Below are 20,245 nucleotides of genomic sequence, written 5' to 3'. Positions count from 1 at the left end.
TGAACCGTTTCTTCGGGCGCATGGGTTGTCGATGGGCTCCGAAACCAATCCACTACTTTTAAGCACCCATGCCACCCGCTTCTTCGTCCCGTCACCTTCCCGCACTCGATCACCTGAGAGCGCTCGCCATCCTGCTGGTGTTCTTCTATCATTACGGTCACCTGTTTCCGCACCCGGCCTGGACCTTCGAAGGCGGACGCTTTGGCTGGACGGGCGTGGACCTATTCTTTGTGTTAAGCGGCTATCTCATTGCGGGCGGGTTGTTTTCCGAGCTGAAGAAAACCGGGCAACTGTCGCTGCGCCGGTTCTATATACGCCGCTTCTGGCGCATCATTCCGCCATACGTTTTAGTGCTGATGCTTTATTGGCTCGTGCCTGTGCTCCGGGAGCGCGGCACGCCCGCGCCGCTCTGGAAGTACCTCACGTTCACGCAGAACATCGGCCTCGACTTGGGCCGCCATTCGAGCTTTTCGCACGCCTGGTCGCTTTGCATCGAGGAGCAATTTTATGCGCTGTTCCCGCTGCTCCTGCTGCTCACCGGTGGCCGCCGGTTTTTCCGGGGCCATTGGCGGTGGACCGTAGTTCTACCGGCCGGCATTCTCACACGCTACCTGACCTGGAACTATCGCCTGGCGCCGCTTGCCGACGATGACCGCTTTGCCCTCGAATGGCTCCAATGGATCTACTACCCCACCTGGTGCCGCCTCGATGGCTTGCTGACGGGCATAGGCATTGCCGCCCTGCAGGCCTACCGCCCTGCACTGTTTCAGCAGTTGCTGGTCCACTCAAGGTATTGGCTGCTGGTGGGCTGTGCGCTGCTCGCCGGTGCCAGTTTCCTTTGCTTCGATCAATTGACGGAGCCCGCATCCGTGTTCGGCTACCCCATAATTGCGATCGGGTATGGCTTCCTCTTGCTGGCGGCGCTCGCTCCCAGCGGTTTTCTCCGGCAACGGCTGCGGCTTTCCGAACAGCTTGCCGCCTACTCGTATAGCTTGTACCTGCTGCACAAGATCAGCATCCATACCACGCAGCGCCTGCTGGGCACCTGGCTGGACCCGGAGGGCAACGCGATGCTTCTTGCCTGCCTGGCTACGACGCTGCTCGCGGCCTGGCTCCTGCATGTGGGGGTAGAAAAGCCGGCACTGCGGCTGCGCGAAAAAATTTTACGAAAAAAATCCGGCGCCGGGCAACCGGCCGGGCAACCGGCGCATTTACCTTAGACAACGCCATGGAACTGCAACTGCTGGTAAAGGAATGTCAAAAGGGACGCGCTGCGGCGCAGAAAGCGCTGTACGAGCGCTTCGCGCGGCCGCTGTTTCTGCTTTGCCGGCGCTACGTGCGCAGCGACGAGGCTGCGGAGGAAGTGCTGCACAACGGCTTCCTCAAATGCTTCGACAACATCGGCCGCCTTTCTTATGTCAACGAAGGGGCGACCGTTGGCTGGCTCCGCAAGATCATGGTCAACGAATGCCTCATGCACCTTCGGCGGCACAACAGCTTCCTGCAGGTGGCCGTCGAAGACGCCCCCGAGCTTCCCGACGAAGAGCGCGTACTCGAAGGCCTCGAGGCGGGCGAGATTTTCTCGCTCATCATGAAGCTGCCCACGGGCTACCGCACCGTCTTCAACCTCTACGTGCTCGAGCAATACGGGCACAAGGAAATCGCGGCACTCCTGGGCATCAGCGAAGGCACTTCGAAATCGCAACTGAGCAAGGCCCGTCAGCTGCTCCGGCAATTACTCATCCAGTCAAACCCCGAATATGCGCTCCGACAATCCCGATAAGCCGCTGTTTGCCGAAACCGACCTGCTTTCGGAAATGCCCGAAGGCGTACGCTTTCGCGAGGCCGAAGTGTGGGCCGGGCTCGAGAGCAGCCTCGCCCGTCGCCGTCGCCGGGTTTTCGTAATGCGCCTTTCGGTGGCAGCCACGCTCCTCCTGGCACTTGCGCTGGGCTGGTGGCTTCGCCCGCAACCACAACGGCCGCAACCGGAAACGGCGCGCGTACAACCGCACAAAGAAAGCATCGGGGCGTCGCGGGAAGCTGTCAGCACGCCGGATGTTGCCATCCCGCAAACCGCTACCGTAGAAATACGGAAGCACGCGACGCGGCAGCCGGCAACTGGAGCGCCGCAGCCGGAGCCGTCACAGCAAACGTTAGCGTATTCAACGCCAGGGGCCACGCTAGATACGCAACGAACCAATGCCGTAGCCACCAGCGTTGCCGCCTCCGGGCCGGTCCAGCCGGAACGACGCCGGTTCCGCATCGGCCATATCAACGAGAACGCCCCCGTGCTTATCGCTTCCAACGAGCCGCCGGTTGAGGAGCGGAGCAACTACAGCATTTTCCACTCCGCCAGCGTCAATGCCGGCCCCAATCCCGATCTCTCCGACGGTAGCGGCGAGCGAAAGCCCCGCACCCTGCTCTCTGTTTTCAAACCCCATCAATAGTATATGAAACACCTGTATGTGTTCCTGCTGCTGGCGCTCGCCGGCAGCACAACGGCCTCTTTTGCCCAAACCGACGTGCCCAGGCCTTACCAAAGCCCCTATGCCGGGGCGCCGCAAAGCCGCAGCGAGCTCCTGTTCAACAACCCGGTCTCGGGCAGCCTGCAACACCAGTTCACCTTTGGTCTTGTCGGGGGCAACACAATGCGCATCGAGGTTTCTTATGTAGGACAACTGCAGCAGCTCAACGACCTCGACTCCTTGTTCCGCGCCGTCTGGACCGGGCTGCAACCATTCTACGACTCCCTCAATAAGCCGCTCGTAAGCCGCCGCATCGACTACCGCATCGGCGGCCCCGATGATGTGCAGGTGCGCATCCTCGAAACGCCGCAGCAGGGCGAGGTGTACCGCATCCGCAGCAACGACACCAGCCAGGTGAAGGTGGAGCAGGACTCACTGCGCATTATTCTTTATACTACCGATTCCTCGCGCGACAGCGGGCAGCCGCAGATCGTGAACGGTCGGTATACGGCGAACCCTTCCCGTCTTCCGTATGTGATCACGCTGGTGCTGAACAACATCACCGACCTTCCGCGCCTGTCGGCCGCCGACCTGCACTGGGCACTTACGCATGTAAAGGATGAACTCGGGCGCAACCTGTACAAAGACCCGTCCAAGCAATACCTGGCGCACTTCTCGGCAGCCTACGACGTGAGCACGCGCAAAAAAGTTTCGCCTGATCGTGTTGCCCCGCATGCGCCGCTTTCCATCTCTCCCTACGTGCAGGTAGGATTCCAGTTTGCCCGCGGCAGCTGGCTGCCCTCAGCCGGTACCGGTATCGAGCTGACGAGCCACAGCAGCGCAACCACCACGCGGCACTACCGCATTATCTGGGAACCCTATTTCACGTTCGGCCGCAATGCCGATGGCAAAGTCAGCATGGACCGCAACGACTTCGCGACATTTCAATACAGCATCGATCACCGCGCGCCCGGCGCAAAGGCCCCGATGTTCGCCCAAAACTTTTCGTTCGGCTATCTGCGTCACCAGCGCGGCAACACGTTCGAATCCGGGACCTTCAAGTTCTCGCTGCCCGGACTGCAAACGAAGAACCTGCTTATCGAGCCCGAGTTCTTCTTCAATGGCTTCTTCAGGAACTTCAGCCCCAGCCTCAAGCTGACACTCAACATCGAGTAAACGAATCTTTTAATTTGTACCTTTTAAACCGGCAAACATCCATTGCCGGTTTTTTTATGTTCTCGCGCCCCTCCATTTTTTTGCCGGTACTTTTCTGCGTTCTTGAAAGCTGCTCGGGACGCGAAGTCCGGCCTGCCCAAACAATGGTTCCCCTCGACTCCATCCAAATCGGCGCCGATGAGCAAGGCCACTTCGATAGCGACATCGAAGACAGCCTTCGCCTGGTTCCCGTCTTCGATAGCGCTTTGGCATTCGCGCAGCGCCATCCTCCGACCCGATTCAGGCACCGATACAGCGCAATTACGGCCGACAGCTTATGGAACGTCACAGTATCCCTGCACCAGAGTCACCTGTTCGTTGCGGGCAAAACGCATCTCCAGGTAACAGTCAGCATTCCCGGCAGCGTGCGCGTGCGATTTTATGAGCGGGAGGGCGAACACCTGCGCCTGCTCCTCGCCACCGGGACCGACGACCCGGTTTCCGACACGCTGCGCGATGTGAATGGCGATGCTGTCAATGACTTCCTGTTATCCGATTACAGCAGTGCCGGATGTTGCCCGCGCGAGCGTTACCATGTTTGGTGCTATGGGCCGTCGACGCATCGTTTGGGGCCGGAACAAGAATTCTTTAACGCCACTTTTCTCCCGGCACAACATACGATCCTCGGTTTCGGCTATGGCCATCCCGGCGATGTGGAGGTCTACACGCTGCGGTGGCACGGGACGGCTACAGATACCGCCGAATACGGTGAACCAATCGGGGACCGGCCCGGGTATTTTCGCATGATGACCAGGCAGGCAAATGGAAGCTTCGCGGAACATCAGCGGAAAGGCCTGCCGTTGGCTTACCGCAGCATGAAAGGGTATGATTGGGTGATCGATAGTCCCGATGACGGGGCGGGAAAGACACGACGTTGATAATCAACACCCGTGGCAAGTTGTCCACGCCGCAGCCCTGCGGCCCCCCGTTTGCACCTGTTGCTTTGCTTTTAGTGTCGAACGAAAAAACGTGCGTCTATGCAAACCCTCTGGTCGGGATCGATCGCCTTCGGGCTCGTGAATATCCCCGTAAAACTTCACAGCGCGGTCAACAGCGAAGAGATCAAATTCCACTCGCTGTCGAAGGAAGACCATAGTCCCATCCGCTACAAGCGCGTTGCCGAAAGCAGCGGCAAGGAAGTACCGTATAAGGACATAGTTAAAGGCTACGAGTACGATAAAGGCCGCTTCGTGATCATCGACGATGAGGACTTTGAAAAGGTGCGGCCCGCAAAATCGGGAAGCATCGAGATCGTGCAATTCAGCAAACTCGAGGAGGTCGACCCGCTGCTTTTCGAGAAGCCCTATTACCTGGCGCCCGCGAAAGGCGGCGGCAAAACGTATGCGCTCCTGCAGCAGGCGCTGGAGAAGAGCGGCCTTATCGGCATTGCTTCGTTTCCCTTGCGCCAACGCACGCATGTGTGCATCCTCCGCGCGTACAAAGGCCGCCTCGTGCTCGCCCAGCTGCGCTACGCGGAGGAGCTTCGCGCGCTTCCGTCCATCGAGGAAGAAGTAAAGCTCTCCGACAAGGAGCTGCAACTGGCGCTGCAGCTGGTGAAGCAGCTCAGTGCCCCCTTCGATGCGGCGAAGTTTCACGATCCTTATGTGCAGGAGCTGCGGAGCATCATCGAGGCAAAGGCCCGTGGCCGCAAGCTCAAAGCCGCGCCCGCCGCTCCCCCGAAAGACGCCGGCGTGAAAGACCTGATGGAGGTGCTCAAGGCCAGCATCGGCCAGAAGAAAAAGCGAGCTTAAAATAATTTGTAGTTGGCTGCGCGCGACCCATCACCAATAAACGAAACCCCGCTGATGCGGGGCTTCTGCTATGAACGAACAGAACACCATTAATTGGGGTCCGTGCGTTTGTGCGGGAAACGCATGGGCACGGGAGCGGGGGCCGCTCTTGAATAGGTAATGCGCGGCACCGGCGCCTCCTGGTGCTGGTGCTGGAGCACGGCCAGGAGGTCGCGCATATCGAACAGCTCACCGCACTCGGGGCAGCGTAACTGGTGCCGCCGGTTTTCCGGTATTTGATTTTTGTTGTCCGTCTTCATTGGGTCCATTTTTCCAACTCGTGCAAGGCATGATTGAGGTCGATACCCCGGCCGAGGACGCCTTCGAAAAGGTCGCCCTCGACACGGAGGCGCTCCTGTATCGTTTTCATCGTAAACAACTCCGGTGTTAGTCCCTCTTCCACCTCGCTCCAGTGCAGCGGCGTCGACACCGTCGCGCCGGGCCGCGGCCGCACGGAGTAAGGCGCGCAGATCGTCTGGATAGGCCGGTTCTGGAGGTAGTCGAGGTAGATCTTGTCCTGCCGCTTCTGCGGGTCGCGCTCGATGCTGGTCGTCTCCGGCAGCTCGGCATGCGCCAGCCGCGCAATCACTTCGGCGAGGTGCCGCGACTGATCGTACGAATAGCGCTGGCCAAGGGGTATGTAAATGTGCAGGCCCGTGGCGCCACTCGTTTTCGGGTACGATTCTAGTCCCAGCGCGTCGAGGATCCGGTGCACAACCTGCGCTGCCTCGATCACTTTGTCGAAGCCGATGCGATCACCCGGGTCGAGGTCAATGACGCACCAGCTCGGGTGCTGCGGCATCTGCACCGTGCTGTGCCAGGGATTGAGCTCGATACAACCCAGGTTGACCATGTACAGCAGGTGCGCTTCGTCGTGGCATACCAGGAAATATTTCGGCAGCAGCGACGAGGCGCTCACGCGGCGGAAGGTCTGCAGCCACTTCTCGAGGCGCCCGGCCATGTTCTTCTGGTAAAAGCTTTTTCCTTCCGCGCCATTCGGGTGCCGGTGCAGCGATTGCGGCCGGTCTTTGAGATACCGCATCAGGTAAGGGCTTACCGAGCCGTAGTAATTGAGCAGGTCGCCCTTCGTAATATGTTCTTTCGGCCAGAATTCTTTCTGCAGGTTGGTAAGCTTGAGCGGATGCCCGTTGCGCTTCAGGGTTACGGTCTCTTCGCCTGGCGCAACCAGCAAAGCATTCTGCGGTGTTTCGGGATTGAAGTCGAGTATTGTCTTGTCGGGACGCAGGCCTTTGTACGAAGGATGGCGCAGTACGCCGTCGCGTGTTTCTTCCGTGAAGGTGACCTCACATACCAGGAAAGGCCGCAGCCAGTCTACGGGGCCGTTGAGTTTCGGCGCTTCCTCGAAGGGGCATTGCCTCGTGTGCAGCGGCTGCATTTTTTTCAGCAGGAGTTCCTGCTCCGCGCGGTCAAAGCCCGTTCCCACCTGCCCGATGTACCGGATCCCCGGACCATCCGGCACGCCGATCACGAGCGACGAAAAGAGCCGGTCGCTGTCCTGCTTTTTGGTGTAGCCGCAGATGATCACCTCCCGGCGCTCGATGGCCTTGATCTTCAGCCAGCTGTCGCTGCGGCGGCCGTCGAGGTAGGTGGCATCGCGCCGCTTCGCGATCATTCCTTCAAGACCATTCTTGCGCACCATCTCGAAGAAGTCTTTACCGTATTCCTCGATGGCTTCACTGTAGCGAAGAAGCGTGCCTTCTGGCAACAGTCCCTTGAGCAACGCGCGACGCTCGGAAAGCGGCTTCCCGCGCAGGTCGATGCCATCGATCCACAGCAGGTCGAATACGTAGAAATACAGGTGACCTTTCTTCGTGCGCTTCCATTGTTGCAATGCCGAAAAGTCGGCGCGGCCTTCCTCGTCGAGCACCACGATCTCGCCATCGAGCACTGCGGGTACATTCCACGACTTGAGTGCGTTGACGACGGGGGCATAGGCTTCGTTGAACGAAAGGTTGTTGCGCGAGCGGAGCGACACTTTTCCTTTGTCCACGTAGGCAAGGGCGCGGTAGCCGTCCCACTTGATCTCGAATTGCCAGCCGGCGTCCGAGAAGGCATCGGCCGCCAGTGTGGCCAGCATAGGCTTCAGGTCCTGCGGCATCGGCGTGCGCTTCTCGGAAGCGTAGGGCCGCAGCAGGCGGGTCACCAACCCTTTGTAGTCTTTCTTCGGAGAAGCCGGCAGCAACACCAGGGGCTTCTGGGCCCGCGGCGGGGCGGCAGCGGCACGGCCCCGGAGGGGCAGTTTCTTCGTGGTCTTGCGGTGGCTCATACGCTGCCATTGCTGAAAAGCGCAGGCCACTTTCCCCCTTTTCGTGGGGACAACCCGAGCATCTTATTGATTTTGAAGCACTAGACGACTTTTGCACGCTTATGCACAGCCGCAATTGTGGAAATGTGGATTACGTGTTAATTTGTTGAGGTTGAGCACCTTCATTGCCGAAACCGGCTGGAGGCGCATTTCCCGCTTTGTGGAAAGGATGGACCGCTAACGGCGTCAATTTTCGACAGCGCTGGCACCATTTTTACGCCTCCTCACCCAAACAAACACATGGAACAGCCCGAAGGCGGCGGCAACGCCAGCAACCCCAGCCCCCGACAGCCCAACGAAGCGCCCGAACAAACCGAGAGCCTCCTCGGCAAAAAAGCGGAAACCTACCTCCGCGAGGCCGGCAACATTGAAGACGAGCCCGACGCCCGCGAGCAACAGGAAGCCGAAGAACGTATGGGCGACGGCGGCAGCGGCCAATAAAAAACCCCGGCACGTGGCCGGGGCTCTTGAAAAGATCGGTATCAATTAGTGAAAGGCGTAGCCAAGCGAAAACACGGCGGCACTTGTGCGGCTCTTGTCGCCCGGAACAAACGTCAGCGGGAAGTCGGAGTACTGCGCATTTACGTAGATGTTGAACGGAAGATCCACCTTGACGCCACCACCGAAGTAGAAGCCACCCTGCTGCTGCACGGAGGAACCGTTCTTGGTGAAGGTGCGCGACACAGGCATGTAGCCCGGGTCGGCGTGGATGAAGAAGCGGCCGGCTTGTCCGCCCACCGTTCCGAAGAAGGGTGCGACGAAACCAAGGTCCTTCATATTATAGCCCTGAACGCCGATGCCGGCGCGGAAAAACTGGCCGAAACCCTGCGTGGCTACGATCTCGCCGCCATAGGCGGTCTTGGGAAAACCATTGTTGGTCTGGTTCAACGCGAGCACGGCGCCTACGCGCACTTCCGCTTTTTGCGCCTGGGCCGATACTGCAGCTACGATCAGAACAAGGGTTAGTATGCGTTTCATTGACGGTAATTTATGGCGCTAAAGTAATGTGTTTTGTGATATTGTGCTTCGCAAGCTGGGAGAGGATCGCATCGGTTCCCGCCGGGGCCTTGTGACCGCGGTGCACTCCGGCATTTTATAGCTTAGCCCCACGGAGCCACACGCTGATGATCCATTTTGTTTTCTTGTTCACCGACTCGATCAGGAAATTGTAATCGCGTACATAGAAGGCTTCGCTTACCTCGCCATCTTCGGTCAGGATCGGCGTGCCGGTGAAGCGCCGGTCGGCGCGCAGGGCACGGCGCGTGGCCTCGTAGTTTTCGGGATGGCGCGTGCACCACTGCAGCAACTGTATCTCGGAAGAATCGGATTGAAGAAGCACCAGCTCGGTGTATTTCGTTACACCCGCCGCCGTATCGCCCATAAACACTACCTGGTTGCGGTCGCCCTTGCCGTGGCGGTTGAAGCCGGCCTTCACCAGCAGCGAACGCACGTAGCTCGAATCGTCGCGGCGATCCATGATGTCGAGGAGGTCGTCGATCGTGAGTTGCTGGTTGCCGTAGCTGGACTCCTCGCTTTTTGCCTGCTGTACGGCCGCGGGAACGGCCGGCTGCTTTTTCTTCTTTTTAAAGAACTGCGCTTCGGCCGGCGCAGCGGCCAGCAGGAGCAGCAGGGCAAGGAGCCAGTTTTTCATGCAGGTAGTTTTGGACAGGGGAAGTTCCGCTTTTTTCCGCACCTGGCCAAAAGCCCGGCGCCTTCACGCTCCTCCCAAAACCTTCAGAACCTTTCAAAACCTTCAGAAGACTTTCCGCCCGGCTCATAGGCCATGATGGCCTCGGCGAATCGCTCCATCTCCTCCAGCTGCGGCGAGCACTGGAGCAGGAAGAAATCGACACCGACGCGGGCAAAGCGGTCTACCTGCTCAGCCACCTGCTCGGGCGTGCCCGTAAGGCCGCTGCGGAGGCCGCGGTTCGAGACCGAGTAATCTTCGAGCGACACCCGCTTCTCGAGCTGCGTGCCGCTGATCCATTGCTGGTAATTGGCGTTGCCCCGCGCCGAGGCCTGCACATCGGTGATGCGCGCAAGCTCCTTCTTCACTTCGGCTTCGTTGTTGCGCACAATGGAATAGGCGGCCATGCCGAAACGCATCTGCGGCAGCCCCAGCTTGTCGCGGCGCTCCTGCACATCGCGGATCCGACGGCCGATGGTTTCCGGATCGTCGCCGTGCATCACGTAGCCGTCGCACATCCGCGCGATGAGATTTTTACCGGCCTCCGACTCGCCCCCGGCAAAGAACTGCGGTGCCACCTCCGGCTTCGGGCTCAGTACCGTATCGCTTACGTTGTAATATTTTCCGTCATATGAAAAGCCGTCTTCGCGCCACATTCCCTGCACAATGGATATCCATTCCTCCATCCGCGCATAGCGGTCATCGTGCTCCTCGTACTCGATGCCGTACTTCTGCGCTTCGTCGCGCCACCAGCTCGACACCACGTTGAGCGAGAGGCGCCCACCGCTGATAGCGTGGATGTTGGCCGCCTGCTTGGCAAAGAGGGCCGGCTTGTGAAAGGTGGGCCGCACGGCCAGCATCAGTTCCAGCTTGCTGGTCACCGCCGCCAGCGCCGCCGTTGTGGTCAATGCGTCGAGCGAAGGCGCCTCGATGCCCTTGATATCGTTGAGAAAAAGTTCGGCGATGAGCGTAAGGTCGTAGCCGATCTCCTCGCTCCGCTGCACAAGACGCTGCACATAGGGCCAGGAAGTTTCCATCCCCTCGTTGTCAACGTTGCGGAGCCAGCCGCCAAATACCGGTAACCAGTAACCGAATTGCATATGAAGTATTCTTGTGTTTTGAATAGCTCTAGTTCAACGTCATTGCGAGGGCTGCAGCGAAGCGAAAGCCCGAAGCAATCTCTTGCTATGAAAAAGATTGCTTCGCTGTGCTCGTAATAACGGTGCTGGCATTCGATGCCTCTTACACTGCTGTCGCCTCGCGGCTCACGATCCCGGCTTCCTGCACCAGGAACTGCACCAGGTTCTCAAACGGATCAAAGCCGATAACGTTCGGTGCATCGGCAATGAAATTCGAGAGCGCGTTCACATCATAATATAAGATGTCGCCGTTGCGATCATCGATCAGGTATTCAATGCCGCCCACATCGATGCCCGCTTCTTTCACAATGCGTTCCACGTCGGCGATCACGGCTGCGGGCGGATCGAAGGGCTCCACGCGGATTCCTTTTTTCGCGGCGTTGGTCAGGCAGGCGTCGCCCGCGGCCGGCTGCGGCACCTGGCAGATCTCTGCCGGGCACAGGTTAAACGAGTCCTGCGGCGGGTACACCTTGATGGCGTACAGGAATTTTCCGTTGAGCGTTTCGACGCGGTGAATATGCCCCCCACGTGCCGGGATGTATTCCTGCAGCAGCGCCGTGTAGTCGATGCCGAGGTCGATACGACCCGCCGCTACGGCCGCCTGGAGCTCCCCGCGCGAATCGAAGCGGCTGATGCCGGCGCCGCTTCCCCCGATATTGGGCTTCAGCACAACCGGGAAGCTCAGGTCTTCCGAAGCATCCAGCAACTGCGATGCATGGTTGACCACTACTGCTTTCGGGAAGCCGAGACCAAGACGACGGAATAGCAAGAGCTGCAACGCCTTCGAGGTTTCGATCTCCGTGGCCCGCGTGCCGTTGATGACGCGTACACCTGTTTGCTCAAGGTAGCCGAGGTAATCGTTGGCAACGAAGATGGCCTGCGTGTGCCCGCGCAGGTACGAGGAAGAGCTCACCCGGTTGATCACCAGGCTATACGGTGCGTTATCGAGCGGGTTATAGCGGTGAAAGCCCGCGTGTATTTTTTCGTAGGGAATACGATGCGCATCAAGGCTGCGGAAGAGGGGAGCAAACCATTCGGGATGCTCGTAGAAGATGCCGATCGGCTTCGTCATGCAATACGTATTTGAGAAAAGCAAAGTACGCTGGGGGCCGGCGAGTTCATACAGGCGATGAAAGTTTTTTAACGTTTCCCGGTTCGCGTCGGGTCACCCTGCCGCTATCTTTGGCTCGTATCAAAACCCGCACTATGAACGGACGTATTATCCTGGCCTCGGCCCTGCTTCTTATCGGCAGCGCCTCCTGTGTCAGCAAGAAGAAGCTTGCCGCCGAGCAGGCAAAGTATGCAGAGCTCAACACCTTCTATACCCAGGTGCAGACCGACCTGAAAACCTGCCGCGACGCGCAGGATGAGGCAGCCCGCCGACGCGCGCAACTTGAGACCGACCTCGAGTCGGCACGGCAGCAACTCAATGCCGCCAAGGAAAGCAACACGCTGATGGTAAACCAGCTCCAAAGCCTGTCGGTGATCACCGCATCGCAGGCCGAAAGCATCCGCAAATCGCTTGAGAACATCAACGGCAAAGACGCGCTCATCCAAGACCTTAACCGTGCTATCCAGCGCAAAGACTCGCTCAACATGGCCCTCGTGATGAACCTCAAGAGCGCCCTCAAAGACGTGAACGACCAGGATATCGAGATCAAGGTGGAGAAGAGCGCCATCTTTATTTCCATCTCCGACAAGCTGCTCTTCAAGAGTGGCTCCTACGAAGTATCGCCCGCTGCGATGACCGTGCTCGGAAAGGTGGCCCAGGTGCTCAACTCGAAGCCCGATATCGACTTCCTGGTGGAAGGCCATACCGATAACGTTCCTGTATCGCTGCCCGGTATCCAGGACAACTGGGACCTCAGCACCAAGCGCGCCACCTCGGTAGTACGCATCCTGCAGAAGCAATACAATATCGATCCCAAGCGCATGACGGCAGGTGGCCGCGGCGAATACCTCCCGCTGCAGCCCAACGATTCGCCTTCGGGTAAAGCGGCTAACCGCCGCACCCGCATCGTGATCCTGCCGCAGCTCGACCAGTTCTTCAAGCTGCTCGAAACACCGCAGCCTACGAAATAACCGGCAACGGTTTTACTCATTCAAAAGCCCGGCTTGTTCTTTTCAGAGCAGCCGGGCTTTTCGTTGGAGTCGATCAACAAAAACTTAAAATAATGGCCGGTAGCCGCTACGCGCACCGCATTTGCCTCCTCGGGCACAGTTTGTGGGCCGATTCCCCAAACCAACGGTTATGATGTATAATCATAGAGGCAGTGAGCTCCAGAACGTGAGCGAAACGTGGCAAGAGAATGAGCGGAATCCCGACAGGGGTGTACAACCCCATCCGGTTCGGTTTGATGTGGCAGACGACCTGCAGGACACGATCCGCGAGGAAGCTGATGAGTACGATCACGGGAGCAAGGAAGAGCAGCTGCTCGGTGGCGACCGCGCCTCAATCAATGACGAGTAGAAACAAAGCCCGGGATTACCCCGGGCTTTTTTATTCCTATCTTTAAAGAGATTCAGCGATTGCTTCTACCAACCATTCTAAAGCAATCGCTATGGACGTCAAAGTTTGCGGCATCACTACCTACGAAGAATTACAGGCCCTTCCCGCCCTGGGCGTCCGCTACGCCGGCTTTATCTTTTACCCTCCGAGTCCACGCTACGCCCTTCGCTTTGGAATGCGTGCTGAAGACGTGCGGCGCTTCCGGGAGCCGCTGTATAAAGTGGGCGTGTTTGTCGATGCCCATTACGACGACATCATGCAGGCTGTGGAAGAATGGGGCCTCGACATGGTGCAGCTGCACGGGCACGAAACGCCCTACGAGTGCGAGCGGCTCCTCCCCCATATCGATGTCATCAAGGCCTTTCGCTTTATCGAAAATGATCATGTGTTGTGGAGCATCAAGGACTACTTTTCCTGTACCGATCTGCTCCTGCTCGATACGGGGATCCCGCTTACGGGCGAGGCGCGCACGCGGCGCCTGCAGGAAGGCGGCACCACGCGGCGCTTCAGCTGGAACCGGCTCCGTGGCCTCAGCCTACCGAAGCCCTTTATCCTCAGCGGCGGCGTGGAGCCGGGCGATGCGGCTTATGTGCGCGAATTCCTGTCCGACCCCGCGGCCGCACAGCTTGCCGCGATCGATCTCTGCAGCCGCTTTGAGCGCGTTCCGGGGCTAAAAGACCTGGGTCTTGTGCGCAGTTTCATCACGGAGCTCCAAAACAATACATCCGCACCCGCTATCGTTTAGGGCTAAACGAAAACCCTGCATGAAAAAGCTTTTACCCACATTGGCAGCCCTGCTCCTGCTGGGCTCCTGCACAACCACCGAGAATGCAAAGAAGATCGCCGGCCACTGGCGCGGGGCTTCCTGGCTGAGCAACGGGCAGCCCACAAGCCAGGATCCGGCCGCCATCGAATTCACCTTTGCAGAAGATGGAAACTACAGCTATGTCAACGGCTCCGTGCGCGAGCATGGCTTGTACCGGGTGGATGGCGACAACCTCTACACGCGTCCCGAAGGCGGCCAGGATATCATGGTCCGGATAGCGCGGGCAGTTCCCGATACGCTGGTGCTCGACATGAACCGTGCGGGTACTTCCGAAACGCTGACGCTGGTACGCATCAAATAGACGCAGGCCGCTTATTGTAGAAATACGGTTGATAAGTCCGCTCGTTTTTTGTTGACAGTCCCTGCTCGTCACAAGGCCGGCAACAGCCCGTTGCGCCGCACCAGCAGGAAGCGCTCGGGGTTGAGCTCGAGCCAGCCAAGCTCGTAGCAAAAATGATAGGTGGCGCCCCGCCCGTTAACGAAGTGGTGCGTGGCATAGCGAAACTGGAAGCCACGGAGCAGGAGCAGCTCCTTTGATACCTGCACCGTTTCATTTTCGGCGAGTAGCTCACCCAGGATCCGGCGGTTCCGCAGCAGCAGCGCATTGACGCGGCGCACAATGGCATAGCGCGCTGAGTTCTGCTCATTGTTGAATGCGTTGCGGCAATGATCGTCGCAGAATTTTTTGTCGCTGCGGCCGCGCAGCGGGTGTCCGCACAGCTGGCAGGCCCGGTCAGATGGTGTTGGAAGCATAGGTGGGTTTTAGTTTATCAAACTTGCAACGCGCGCTTTTCCTGTCCAAGGGATTTTACCCGCTTACATCCGGGAAAAAACGGTTAATAGACGGTTTTCCCATCAGGGCGCGTGCATTTTTACATCGTTGGCCGGAGGCGCCCCGGCTGGCTGTAACCGATTCTTTTATTCAAAACCATTTGACCTATGTATGCACTACGTAACCGGGTCCAGTTGATCGGCAACCTGGGCCAGGACCCCGAGATCCGCACCTTTGACGGCGGAAAGAAGAAAGCGTCCTTCAGCATGGCCACCAGCGAAAGCTACCGCAATGCGCAGGGCGAGAAGATCACCGAAACCCAGTGGCACAACATCGTGGCCTGGGGCAAGCTCGCCGAGACCGCCGAGAAGGTACTCGTGAAAGGCAAGGAAATCGTGATCGAAGGAAAGTTGATCAACAGGTCCTATACCGACAAAGAGGGGCAGAAGAAATACGTCACCGAAGTGGTGGCGAGCGAGCTGCTGCTCCTCGGAAAGAAGGGTGCAGAGCAGTAAGCCTTGATGACAATGAAAAGCGCGCTGCGGCCCGGGCTGCAGCGCCTTTTTAACGTTATCCCCCCGGCGCATTTTCGTAATTTTAGGGGTACGTACATGCAGGCCAAAGACACTTCCAACACCTTATTCCAGCTCGCTTTAGACCTGGTCAATCACACGACGCAGCACCTCTTCCTGACCGGTAAGGCCGGTACGGGGAAGACCACTTTTTTGCGCCACGTGGTGCAGCATACCCGCAAGCATACCGTAGTGGTAGCCCCCACGGGCGTCGCTGCCATCAATGCCGGCGGCGTAACGATGCACTCGTTTTTTCAGTTGCCCTTCGGCGTTTTTGTTCCCGGCTCTTTTCACCGCGACGGTGGCTCGAGCAGCGTGGAAGTGACCGACCGCCACAGCCTGTTCAAGAATATCCGCTTCGGAAAGGACAAGCGCGAGATCCTGGAGCAGCTCGAGCTGCTCGTGATCGACGAGGTAAGTATGATGCGTTGCGACATGCTCGATGCCATCGACGCCATCCTCCGGCACTTCCGGCGCAACAACCTCCCCTTCGGTGGCGTACAGGTTCTGTACATCGGCGACCTGTTTCAGCTGCCGCCGGTGGTGCAGGGCGAGGAATGGTCGATACTGCAGCAGCATTATGAAACGCCCTTCTTTTTCAGCGCGCACGCCGTTCGCGACGCGCAGCCCCTGTACGTCGAGCTGAAAAAGATTTACCGCCAGAATGAGCAGGCCTTCATCGACGTCCTGAACCGCATCCGCAACAACCAGGCGACTTCGCAAGACCTCCAGGTGCTCAACGACCGCTACGATCCGCAGTTTGAGCCGAAAGACGATGCGCATTATATTACGATTACGACGCATAACAGGAAAGCCGACGCGATCAATTCAGCGGCGCTTCAAAAGCTGACCGGGAAGCTCCATGTGTTTTCAGCGGAAGTGAAAGGCGACTTCAACGAGAAGTCCCTGCCCACCGACAGGGAACTGCAGCTTAAAGAAGGTGCGCAGATCATGTTTGTGCGCAACGACGCCGAGCGCCGCTACTTCAACGGAAAGCTGGCCACCATCAAGTGGATCCTCAACGACGAGATCATGGTCACCTTCGACGACGGGTCGGGCGACCTGAAGCTGGAGCGCGAAACCTGGAAGAACATCAAGTACACCTACAATAAGGAAGAGGACGACATCGACGAAGAAGAGCTTGGATCGTTCAAGCAGTACCCGGTTCGGCTTGCCTGGGCCATCACCATTCACAAAAGCCAGGGACTCACCTTCGACCGCGCCGTTATCGACGCCGGTGCTTCCTTTGCGCCCGGCCAGGTATACGTGGCGCTCAGCCGCTGCACCTCGATTGATGGGATGATTTTGCGCTCACGGATCTTTCCGAACGCCATCGCAACAGATGCCCGTGTGTTGGCCTATGCCCAGAACGAGCCCGATGAGGGCAGCTTGCATATACGGCTCGAGCAGGAAAAGTACCAGTGTTGGGCTGCCGACCTCCTCAACCTGTTCGATTGGTATAAGCTGGTGTTCCATATTCACGAGTGGGTGGAATTCATTCCGGAAAAGAAGCTCCCCGATGTACCCGCGACGCTGCAATTAGGGCAGCAAATGCTGCTGAAAGCCAAGGAGGGCGCGGAAACTGCCCGCAAATACCAACAGCAGCTCGGGCGGATTTGCGATGAGATGTTGCGTGGCGGTGACACGTCGCAGCTAAGGGAGCGCATGGAAAAGGCGGTGGGCTATTTCGCGGAATTTATTGCCGGGAACCTGCTTTGGCCGCTCCAACAACATATTAAAGAATTAAATTATAATACACGCGTCAAGAAGTATAAGGAAGATGTGCGTGCGCTGGAAGGATTTATCTGGCAGCAACTGCAACGGCTCCTGACGGCATCCTATGGCGAGCTGACCTTTTTCTCCGACTTCGCACGTTACCAGCGGCTCAGCCCCGCCGAATCCGTTGTTGCAAAAAAAGAAGCGAAGGGCAAGACGGAAAAGGGAGCAAGCCTTGAAATCACGTTTGACCTGTTTCGTTCCGGTAAAAGCATTGACGAGATTGCCACTGTTCGCAGCCTGGCGATCAGTACGGTTGAAAGCCACTTGGCGCAGTTTGTCCGGGAAGGCCGCCTTCAGATCAGCGAGGTCGTGGAAGCCGAAAAAGTACAGCACATCCTGAAGGTAATGGACGAAGTGGGTACCGAGAGTCTTGCTGCTGTCAAGAGCCGGCTTGGAGACGAGTATACCTTTGGTGAGATCCGGGCTGTATTGAATCACCGGATGTACACACAAAAAATAAGCGCCTGAAAAGGCGCTTTCTTATTGAGTTTCAGTGCTGTATTATCTGCCCATGAAAACCATGAGTATTTGGATATCGCTGGGGTTGATCCCGGAGATCCGGCTTGCCTGACCGAGTGTTTGCGGGCGCACTTTACTAAGCTTCTCCCGGGCTTCCACCCCCAGCGACTGGATACGCTGGTAATCGAACTGGTCGGGTATCGCCAGTGTTTCCATTTGGCTCATGCGCTCTACAAGCTCGCGCTCCTTGTCGATATACACCTGGTATTTTACCTGTATCTCCGCCTGCTCGCGGCTCTCAGACGTATAGGATTCGAGATCCGCGCCGATCCGCGGAACAGCCTGCCGGATCGCTTCAAGCTGGATGTTCGGGCGAAGGATGATCTTTTCGAGCTTCTGCTTTTCGCTGATCGGGGCACTGTTGTGCTCGTCGAAAAACGGGTTGATCTCGTCGGGCTCCAGTTGTGTTGCGGCCATGTAGCTCTTGATGGAATCTACCTCGGCGCGCTTTTGAAGCACTTTCCGCATACGGTCTTCACCGGCCAGGCCCAACCGGTAGCTCAGCTCAGTGAGGCGTAGGTCTGCATTATCCTGGCGCAACAAGGTCCGGAACTCGGCCCGGGACGTGAACATACGGTAGGGTTCCTGCGTGCCTTTCGATATCAGGTCATCAATGAGCACTCCGATATAGGCTTCACTTCGCTTTAGAATCAGCGGAGCCTCTCCTTTCACCTTCAGGTGCGCATTGATGCCGGCCATCAGGCCCTGGCAGGCAGCTTCCTCGTACCCGGTTGTCCCGTTGATCTGCCCGGCAAAGAACAGGTTCTGCAGACCCTTCGTCTCAAGGCTATACTGGAGTTGTGTAGGCGGGAAATAGTCGTATTCGATGGCATAGCCGGGGCGGTAAAAGCGCACATTCTCGAAACCGGGCACCATCCGGAGCGCCTCATACTGCACCTCTTCCGGCAGCGAGGTAGAAAAGCCGTTCACATAGATCTCTGCCGTTGTCCACCCCTCCGGCTCAACGAAGAGCTGGTGCCTGTCGCGCTCGGCAAAGCGGTTGATCTTGTCTTCAATGCTGGGGCAATACCGCGGGCCCGTTCCTTCGATGCGCCCGGTGTACATCGGGCTCCGGTCAAAGCCCGTCTTCAGGATCTCATGTACCGTGCTGCTGGTGTAGGTCACCCAGCAGCTCCGCTGCTCCTTGGGCTTGAGGGTATCCAGGTAGGAGAAGCCGACGATCTCGTCGTCGCCCTTCTGCTCTTCCATCTTGCTATAGTCCAGCGATCGCCCATCAACACGCGGTGGGGTGCCGGTTTTCAGCCGGTCGCTCTCAAAGCCGAGCGAAACAAGCTGTTCTGTAATGCCTTCAGCGGCGCGCTCAGCTACCCGGCCACCGCCAAGGCGCTTCTCCCCTATGTGAATGACCCCGTTCAGAAAGGTTCCATTGGTGAGCACTACGGCCTTGGAGCGGATCTCATGGCCCATCCCGGTGACTACACCGCGCACGGTTTCACCGTCTACAATCAGGCCCTTCACCATATCCTGGTAGAAATCCACGTTGGGCGTAGCCTCGAGCATATCGCGCCACTTAAGCGCAAACAGCATCCGGTCGTTCTGCGTACGCGGGCTCCACATGGCAGGCCCCTTCGAACGGTTGAGCATGCGAAACTGGATCATGGAAGCGTCCGATACAATGCCCGAGTACCCGCCCAGGGCGTCTACTTCGCGCACAATCTGGCCCTTGGCGATGCCACCCATAGCCGGGTTGCAGCTCATCTGGGCTATAGTCTGCATGTTCATGGTCACCAGGAGCACCTTGGAACCCAGGTTGGCTGCGGCGGCAGCAGCCTCACAGCCTGCATGACCAGCACCAACCACTATGACGTCGTATTCAGGAAACATAAGGCTGCAAAATTACCGAAAGGGTTGGGCGAGCCTTGTTAAAAGCAGGGTTTCACGTGGAACAGGTCGGGTAATGGCATCAATGGATCAGCTCCCGTTCCACGTGGAACCCGTGTAACGGCTGAGCCAGAAATCCTCCCGCGCGCGCATCTCGGCAACCTGGGCTTTCGTCTTATCCTTATAGCCGCAGAGGTGGAGCAACCCATGAAACATCACACGGTAGAGTTCAGGAAGGAAGGAGCCGGAGTAGGACGCGGCGTTCTCCCTGATCCGTTCGATGCTAACGTAGATGTCCGATTCGATAGCTGTGCCGGGGGCATTGTAGGGGAAGGTGATAATATCCGTATAGGTGTCGTGGTTCAGATGGGTTTGATTGATCTCAAGGAGGTACGCGTCGGAGCAAAAGATGTAATTGATGGACTCCACGGAGTGCCCCTCAGCCTTCGCCAGCTTCAACAGGAAAGATTTCAGTTCGGTACGCTTAGGGAAATGGAAGCGCTGGTCGGTGTAGTGAAACTGGATCGGGTTCATCCGTCAAAATTCGGAAAGCGCACTGACTTAGCTTTGGGCTCTCATGACGAAAAGACTATCGGAATTGAAGCAGGGCGAGCGAGGACGAATCCAAAGCTTCAGCAGCTCAGAGCTGGAACTGAAACTCATGGAGATGGGCTGCATCCCTGGGGAAGAAGTGGTGGTGGAGCAGATCGCCCCGCTGGGAGACCCGATCTCGATCAAAATCGCCGGCTATTCGCTGAGTCTCCGGCGGAATGAAGCCCAGGAAATCATTGTAGAACGCTAGAC

23 protein-coding genes are annotated in these 20,245 nt (G+C 58.0%); 14 read left to right on the top strand and 9 right to left on the bottom strand.

The features are described from left to right. Positions 1-68: 68 nt before the first annotated feature. The 6 genes from ACYU7Z_RS11805 to ku all read left to right on the top strand — a co-directional run bounded on the left by ACYU7Z_RS11805 (position 69) and on the right by ku (position 5,431). Complete coding sequence (locus tag ACYU7Z_RS11805) at positions 69-1,220, top strand: acyltransferase family protein (RefSeq protein ID WP_460570683.1); 1,152 nt, start codon at positions 69-71, stop codon at positions 1,218-1,220. A gap of 8 nt (positions 1,221-1,228) precedes the next feature. Then, complete coding sequence (locus ACYU7Z_RS11800) at positions 1,229-1,783, top strand: RNA polymerase sigma factor (protein WP_460570681.1); 555 nt, start codon at positions 1,229-1,231, stop codon at positions 1,781-1,783. After that, a complete protein-coding gene (locus tag ACYU7Z_RS11795; RefSeq protein WP_460570679.1) occupies positions 1,761-2,447 on the top strand; it encodes a hypothetical protein in 687 nt (228 codons plus the stop codon). Before ACYU7Z_RS11800 ends, ACYU7Z_RS11795 begins: the two co-directional genes overlap by 23 nt. A gap of 3 nt (positions 2,448-2,450) precedes the next feature. Next, the gene (locus ACYU7Z_RS11790) at positions 2,451-3,641 is read left to right on the top strand and encodes a hypothetical protein (protein ID WP_460570677.1); all 1,191 of its coding nucleotides are present in this window, start codon (positions 2,451-2,453) and stop codon (positions 3,639-3,641) included. A 14-nt stretch (positions 3,642-3,655) separates the two neighbouring features. After that, the gene (locus ACYU7Z_RS11785; RefSeq protein WP_460570675.1) at positions 3,656-4,558 is read left to right on the top strand and encodes a hypothetical protein; all 903 of its coding nucleotides are present in this window, start codon (positions 3,656-3,658) and stop codon (positions 4,556-4,558) included. A 99-nt stretch (positions 4,559-4,657) separates the two neighbouring features. Next, the gene (gene ku / locus ACYU7Z_RS11780) at positions 4,658-5,431 is read left to right on the top strand and encodes a Ku protein (RefSeq protein WP_460570673.1); all 774 of its coding nucleotides are present in this window, start codon (positions 4,658-4,660) and stop codon (positions 5,429-5,431) included. Between the two features lie 89 nt (positions 5,432-5,520). On the opposite strand, the gene ACYU7Z_RS11775 is transcribed toward ku, so the two are convergent. Together ACYU7Z_RS11775 and ligD are read right to left on the bottom strand one after the other, a co-directional pair. Next, positions 5,521-5,730 carry a hypothetical protein gene (locus ACYU7Z_RS11775; protein WP_460570671.1) on the bottom strand — a complete coding sequence of 70 codons (210 nt, stop codon included), beginning with the start codon at positions 5,728-5,730 and terminating at the stop codon, positions 5,521-5,523. Beyond that, positions 5,727-7,757 (bottom strand): DNA ligase-like domain-containing protein, encoded by a 2,031-nt coding sequence (gene ligD / locus ACYU7Z_RS11770; RefSeq protein ID WP_460570669.1) that lies wholly within the window; start codon positions 7,755-7,757, stop codon positions 5,727-5,729. The genes ACYU7Z_RS11775 and ligD overlap by 4 nt, the downstream gene beginning before the upstream one ends. Positions 7,758-8,036: 279 nt before the next feature. On the opposite strand from ligD, the gene ACYU7Z_RS11765 reads away from it, so the two are divergent. After that, entirely contained in the window at positions 8,037-8,237 is a 201-nt protein-coding gene (locus ACYU7Z_RS11765) for a hypothetical protein (protein WP_460570667.1), read from the top strand. A gap of 45 nt (positions 8,238-8,282) precedes the next feature. Here the strand turns inward: ACYU7Z_RS11765 and ACYU7Z_RS11760 are convergent, their stop codons facing one another. The 4 genes from ACYU7Z_RS11760 to ACYU7Z_RS11745 form a co-directional block, all read right to left on the bottom strand. Continuing rightward, positions 8,283-8,774, bottom strand: a complete 492-nt coding sequence (locus tag ACYU7Z_RS11760) for a hypothetical protein (protein WP_460570665.1) — start codon at positions 8,772-8,774, stop codon at positions 8,283-8,285. A gap of 115 nt (positions 8,775-8,889) precedes the next feature. Further along, positions 8,890-9,447 (bottom strand): hypothetical protein, encoded by a 558-nt coding sequence (locus ACYU7Z_RS11755; RefSeq protein ID WP_460570663.1) that lies wholly within the window; start codon positions 9,445-9,447, stop codon positions 8,890-8,892. An 83-nt stretch (positions 9,448-9,530) separates the two neighbouring features. Beyond that, entirely contained in the window at positions 9,531-10,583 is a 1,053-nt protein-coding gene (locus tag ACYU7Z_RS11750; protein ID WP_460570661.1) for an LLM class oxidoreductase, read from the bottom strand. Between the two features lie 142 nt (positions 10,584-10,725). After that, positions 10,726-11,694 carry an ATP-grasp domain-containing protein gene (locus ACYU7Z_RS11745; protein ID WP_460570659.1) on the bottom strand — a complete coding sequence of 323 codons (969 nt, stop codon included), beginning with the start codon at positions 11,692-11,694 and terminating at the stop codon, positions 10,726-10,728. A 134-nt stretch (positions 11,695-11,828) separates the two neighbouring features. On the opposite strand from ACYU7Z_RS11745, the gene ACYU7Z_RS11740 reads away from it, so the two are divergent. From ACYU7Z_RS11740 to ACYU7Z_RS11725, 4 genes are all read left to right on the top strand, one after another. Then, complete coding sequence (locus ACYU7Z_RS11740) at positions 11,829-12,704, top strand: OmpA/MotB family protein (protein WP_460570657.1); 876 nt, start codon at positions 11,829-11,831, stop codon at positions 12,702-12,704. 172 nt (positions 12,705-12,876) lie between these two features. Beyond that, complete coding sequence (locus ACYU7Z_RS11735; RefSeq protein WP_460570655.1) at positions 12,877-13,092, top strand: hypothetical protein; 216 nt, start codon at positions 12,877-12,879, stop codon at positions 13,090-13,092. Between the two features lie 91 nt (positions 13,093-13,183). Further along, positions 13,184-13,876: a phosphoribosylanthranilate isomerase gene (locus tag ACYU7Z_RS11730; RefSeq protein WP_460570653.1), complete on the top strand. Its 693-nt coding sequence runs from the start codon at positions 13,184-13,186 to the stop codon at positions 13,874-13,876. Positions 13,877-13,895: 19 nt separating this feature from the next. Continuing rightward, entirely contained in the window at positions 13,896-14,258 is a 363-nt protein-coding gene (locus tag ACYU7Z_RS11725; RefSeq protein ID WP_460570651.1) for a lipocalin-like domain-containing protein, read from the top strand. Positions 14,259-14,326: 68 nt separating this feature from the next. Here the strand turns inward: ACYU7Z_RS11725 and ACYU7Z_RS11720 are convergent, their stop codons facing one another. Further along, complete coding sequence (locus tag ACYU7Z_RS11720; protein ID WP_460570649.1) at positions 14,327-14,710, bottom strand: hypothetical protein; 384 nt, start codon at positions 14,708-14,710, stop codon at positions 14,327-14,329. A gap of 186 nt (positions 14,711-14,896) precedes the next feature. Between ACYU7Z_RS11720 and ACYU7Z_RS11715 the strand changes: the two genes are divergently transcribed. Further along, positions 14,897-15,244 carry a single-stranded DNA-binding protein gene (locus tag ACYU7Z_RS11715; protein ID WP_460570647.1) on the top strand — a complete coding sequence of 116 codons (348 nt, stop codon included), beginning with the start codon at positions 14,897-14,899 and terminating at the stop codon, positions 15,242-15,244. Between the two features lie 96 nt (positions 15,245-15,340). Next, positions 15,341-17,548 (top strand): helix-turn-helix domain-containing protein, encoded by a 2,208-nt coding sequence (locus tag ACYU7Z_RS11710; protein WP_460570645.1) that lies wholly within the window; start codon positions 15,341-15,343, stop codon positions 17,546-17,548. A gap of 33 nt (positions 17,549-17,581) precedes the next feature. Here ACYU7Z_RS11710 and mnmG read toward each other — a convergent pair whose 3' ends face one another. After that, positions 17,582-19,444, bottom strand: coding sequence for a tRNA uridine-5-carboxymethylaminomethyl modification enzyme MnmG/GidA (gene mnmG, locus ACYU7Z_RS11705; RefSeq protein ID WP_460570643.1), 1,863 nt, complete (start codon positions 19,442-19,444; stop codon positions 17,582-17,584). A gap of 87 nt (positions 19,445-19,531) precedes the next feature. After that, on the bottom strand, positions 19,532-19,975 hold the full coding sequence (ybeY, locus tag ACYU7Z_RS11700) for an rRNA maturation RNAse YbeY (RefSeq protein WP_460570641.1): 444 nt from the start codon (positions 19,973-19,975) through the stop codon (positions 19,532-19,534). 43 nt (positions 19,976-20,018) lie between these two features. On the opposite strand from ybeY, the gene ACYU7Z_RS11695 reads away from it, so the two are divergent. Continuing rightward, positions 20,019-20,243, top strand: coding sequence for a FeoA family protein (locus ACYU7Z_RS11695; protein WP_460570639.1), 225 nt, complete (start codon positions 20,019-20,021; stop codon positions 20,241-20,243). Positions 20,244-20,245: the final 2 nt, after the last annotated feature.

The organism is Flaviaestuariibacter terrae, assembly GCF_054777635.1.
The sequence above is the reverse complement of the archived record's forward strand: the minus strand, read 5'-3'. Positions and strand labels throughout refer to the sequence as shown.

Bases quoted from the DNA above. Each gene is read 5' to 3' on its own strand.
- ACYU7Z_RS11725 (WP_460570651.1), top strand. From the start codon at position 13,896: ATGAAAAAGCTTTTACCCACATTGGCAGCCCTGCTCCTGCTGGGCTCC.
- ACYU7Z_RS11760 (WP_460570665.1), bottom strand. From the start codon at position 8,774: ATGAAACGCATACTAACCCTTGTTCTGATCGTAGCTGCAGTATCGGCC.
- ACYU7Z_RS11750 (WP_460570661.1), bottom strand. From the start codon at position 10,583: ATGCAATTCGGTTACTGGTTACCGGTATTTGGCGGCTGGCTCCGCAAC.
- ACYU7Z_RS11745 (WP_460570659.1), bottom strand. From the start codon at position 11,694: ATGACGAAGCCGATCGGCATCTTCTACGAGCATCCCGAATGGTTTGCT.
- ACYU7Z_RS11715 (WP_460570647.1), top strand. From the start codon at position 14,897: ATGTATGCACTACGTAACCGGGTCCAGTTGATCGGCAACCTGGGCCAG.
- ACYU7Z_RS11720 (WP_460570649.1), bottom strand. From the start codon at position 14,710: ATGCTTCCAACACCATCTGACCGGGCCTGCCAGCTGTGCGGACACCCG.
- ACYU7Z_RS11735 (WP_460570655.1), top strand. From the start codon at position 12,877: ATGTATAATCATAGAGGCAGTGAGCTCCAGAACGTGAGCGAAACGTGG.
- ACYU7Z_RS11695 (WP_460570639.1), top strand. From the start codon at position 20,019: ATGACGAAAAGACTATCGGAATTGAAGCAGGGCGAGCGAGGACGAATC.
- ACYU7Z_RS11740 (WP_460570657.1), top strand. From the start codon at position 11,829: ATGAACGGACGTATTATCCTGGCCTCGGCCCTGCTTCTTATCGGCAGC.
- ACYU7Z_RS11790 (WP_460570677.1), top strand. From the start codon at position 2,451: ATGAAACACCTGTATGTGTTCCTGCTGCTGGCGCTCGCCGGCAGCACA.
- ligD (WP_460570669.1), bottom strand. From the start codon at position 7,757: ATGAGCCACCGCAAGACCACGAAGAAACTGCCCCTCCGGGGCCGTGCC.
- ACYU7Z_RS11805 (WP_460570683.1), top strand. From the start codon at position 69: ATGCCACCCGCTTCTTCGTCCCGTCACCTTCCCGCACTCGATCACCTG.
- ACYU7Z_RS11765 (WP_460570667.1), top strand. From the start codon at position 8,037: ATGGAACAGCCCGAAGGCGGCGGCAACGCCAGCAACCCCAGCCCCCGA.
- mnmG (WP_460570643.1), bottom strand. From the start codon at position 19,444: ATGTTTCCTGAATACGACGTCATAGTGGTTGGTGCTGGTCATGCAGGC.
- ACYU7Z_RS11775 (WP_460570671.1), bottom strand. From the start codon at position 5,730: ATGAAGACGGACAACAAAAATCAAATACCGGAAAACCGGCGGCACCAG.
- ACYU7Z_RS11755 (WP_460570663.1), bottom strand. From the start codon at position 9,447: ATGAAAAACTGGCTCCTTGCCCTGCTGCTCCTGCTGGCCGCTGCGCCG.
- ku (WP_460570673.1), top strand. From the start codon at position 4,658: ATGCAAACCCTCTGGTCGGGATCGATCGCCTTCGGGCTCGTGAATATC.
- ACYU7Z_RS11800 (WP_460570681.1), top strand. From the start codon at position 1,229: ATGGAACTGCAACTGCTGGTAAAGGAATGTCAAAAGGGACGCGCTGCG.
- ACYU7Z_RS11795 (WP_460570679.1), top strand. From the start codon at position 1,761: ATGCGCTCCGACAATCCCGATAAGCCGCTGTTTGCCGAAACCGACCTG.
- ACYU7Z_RS11730 (WP_460570653.1), top strand. From the start codon at position 13,184: ATGGACGTCAAAGTTTGCGGCATCACTACCTACGAAGAATTACAGGCC.
- ybeY (WP_460570641.1), bottom strand. From the start codon at position 19,975: ATGAACCCGATCCAGTTTCACTACACCGACCAGCGCTTCCATTTCCCT.
- ACYU7Z_RS11710 (WP_460570645.1), top strand. From the start codon at position 15,341: ATGCAGGCCAAAGACACTTCCAACACCTTATTCCAGCTCGCTTTAGAC.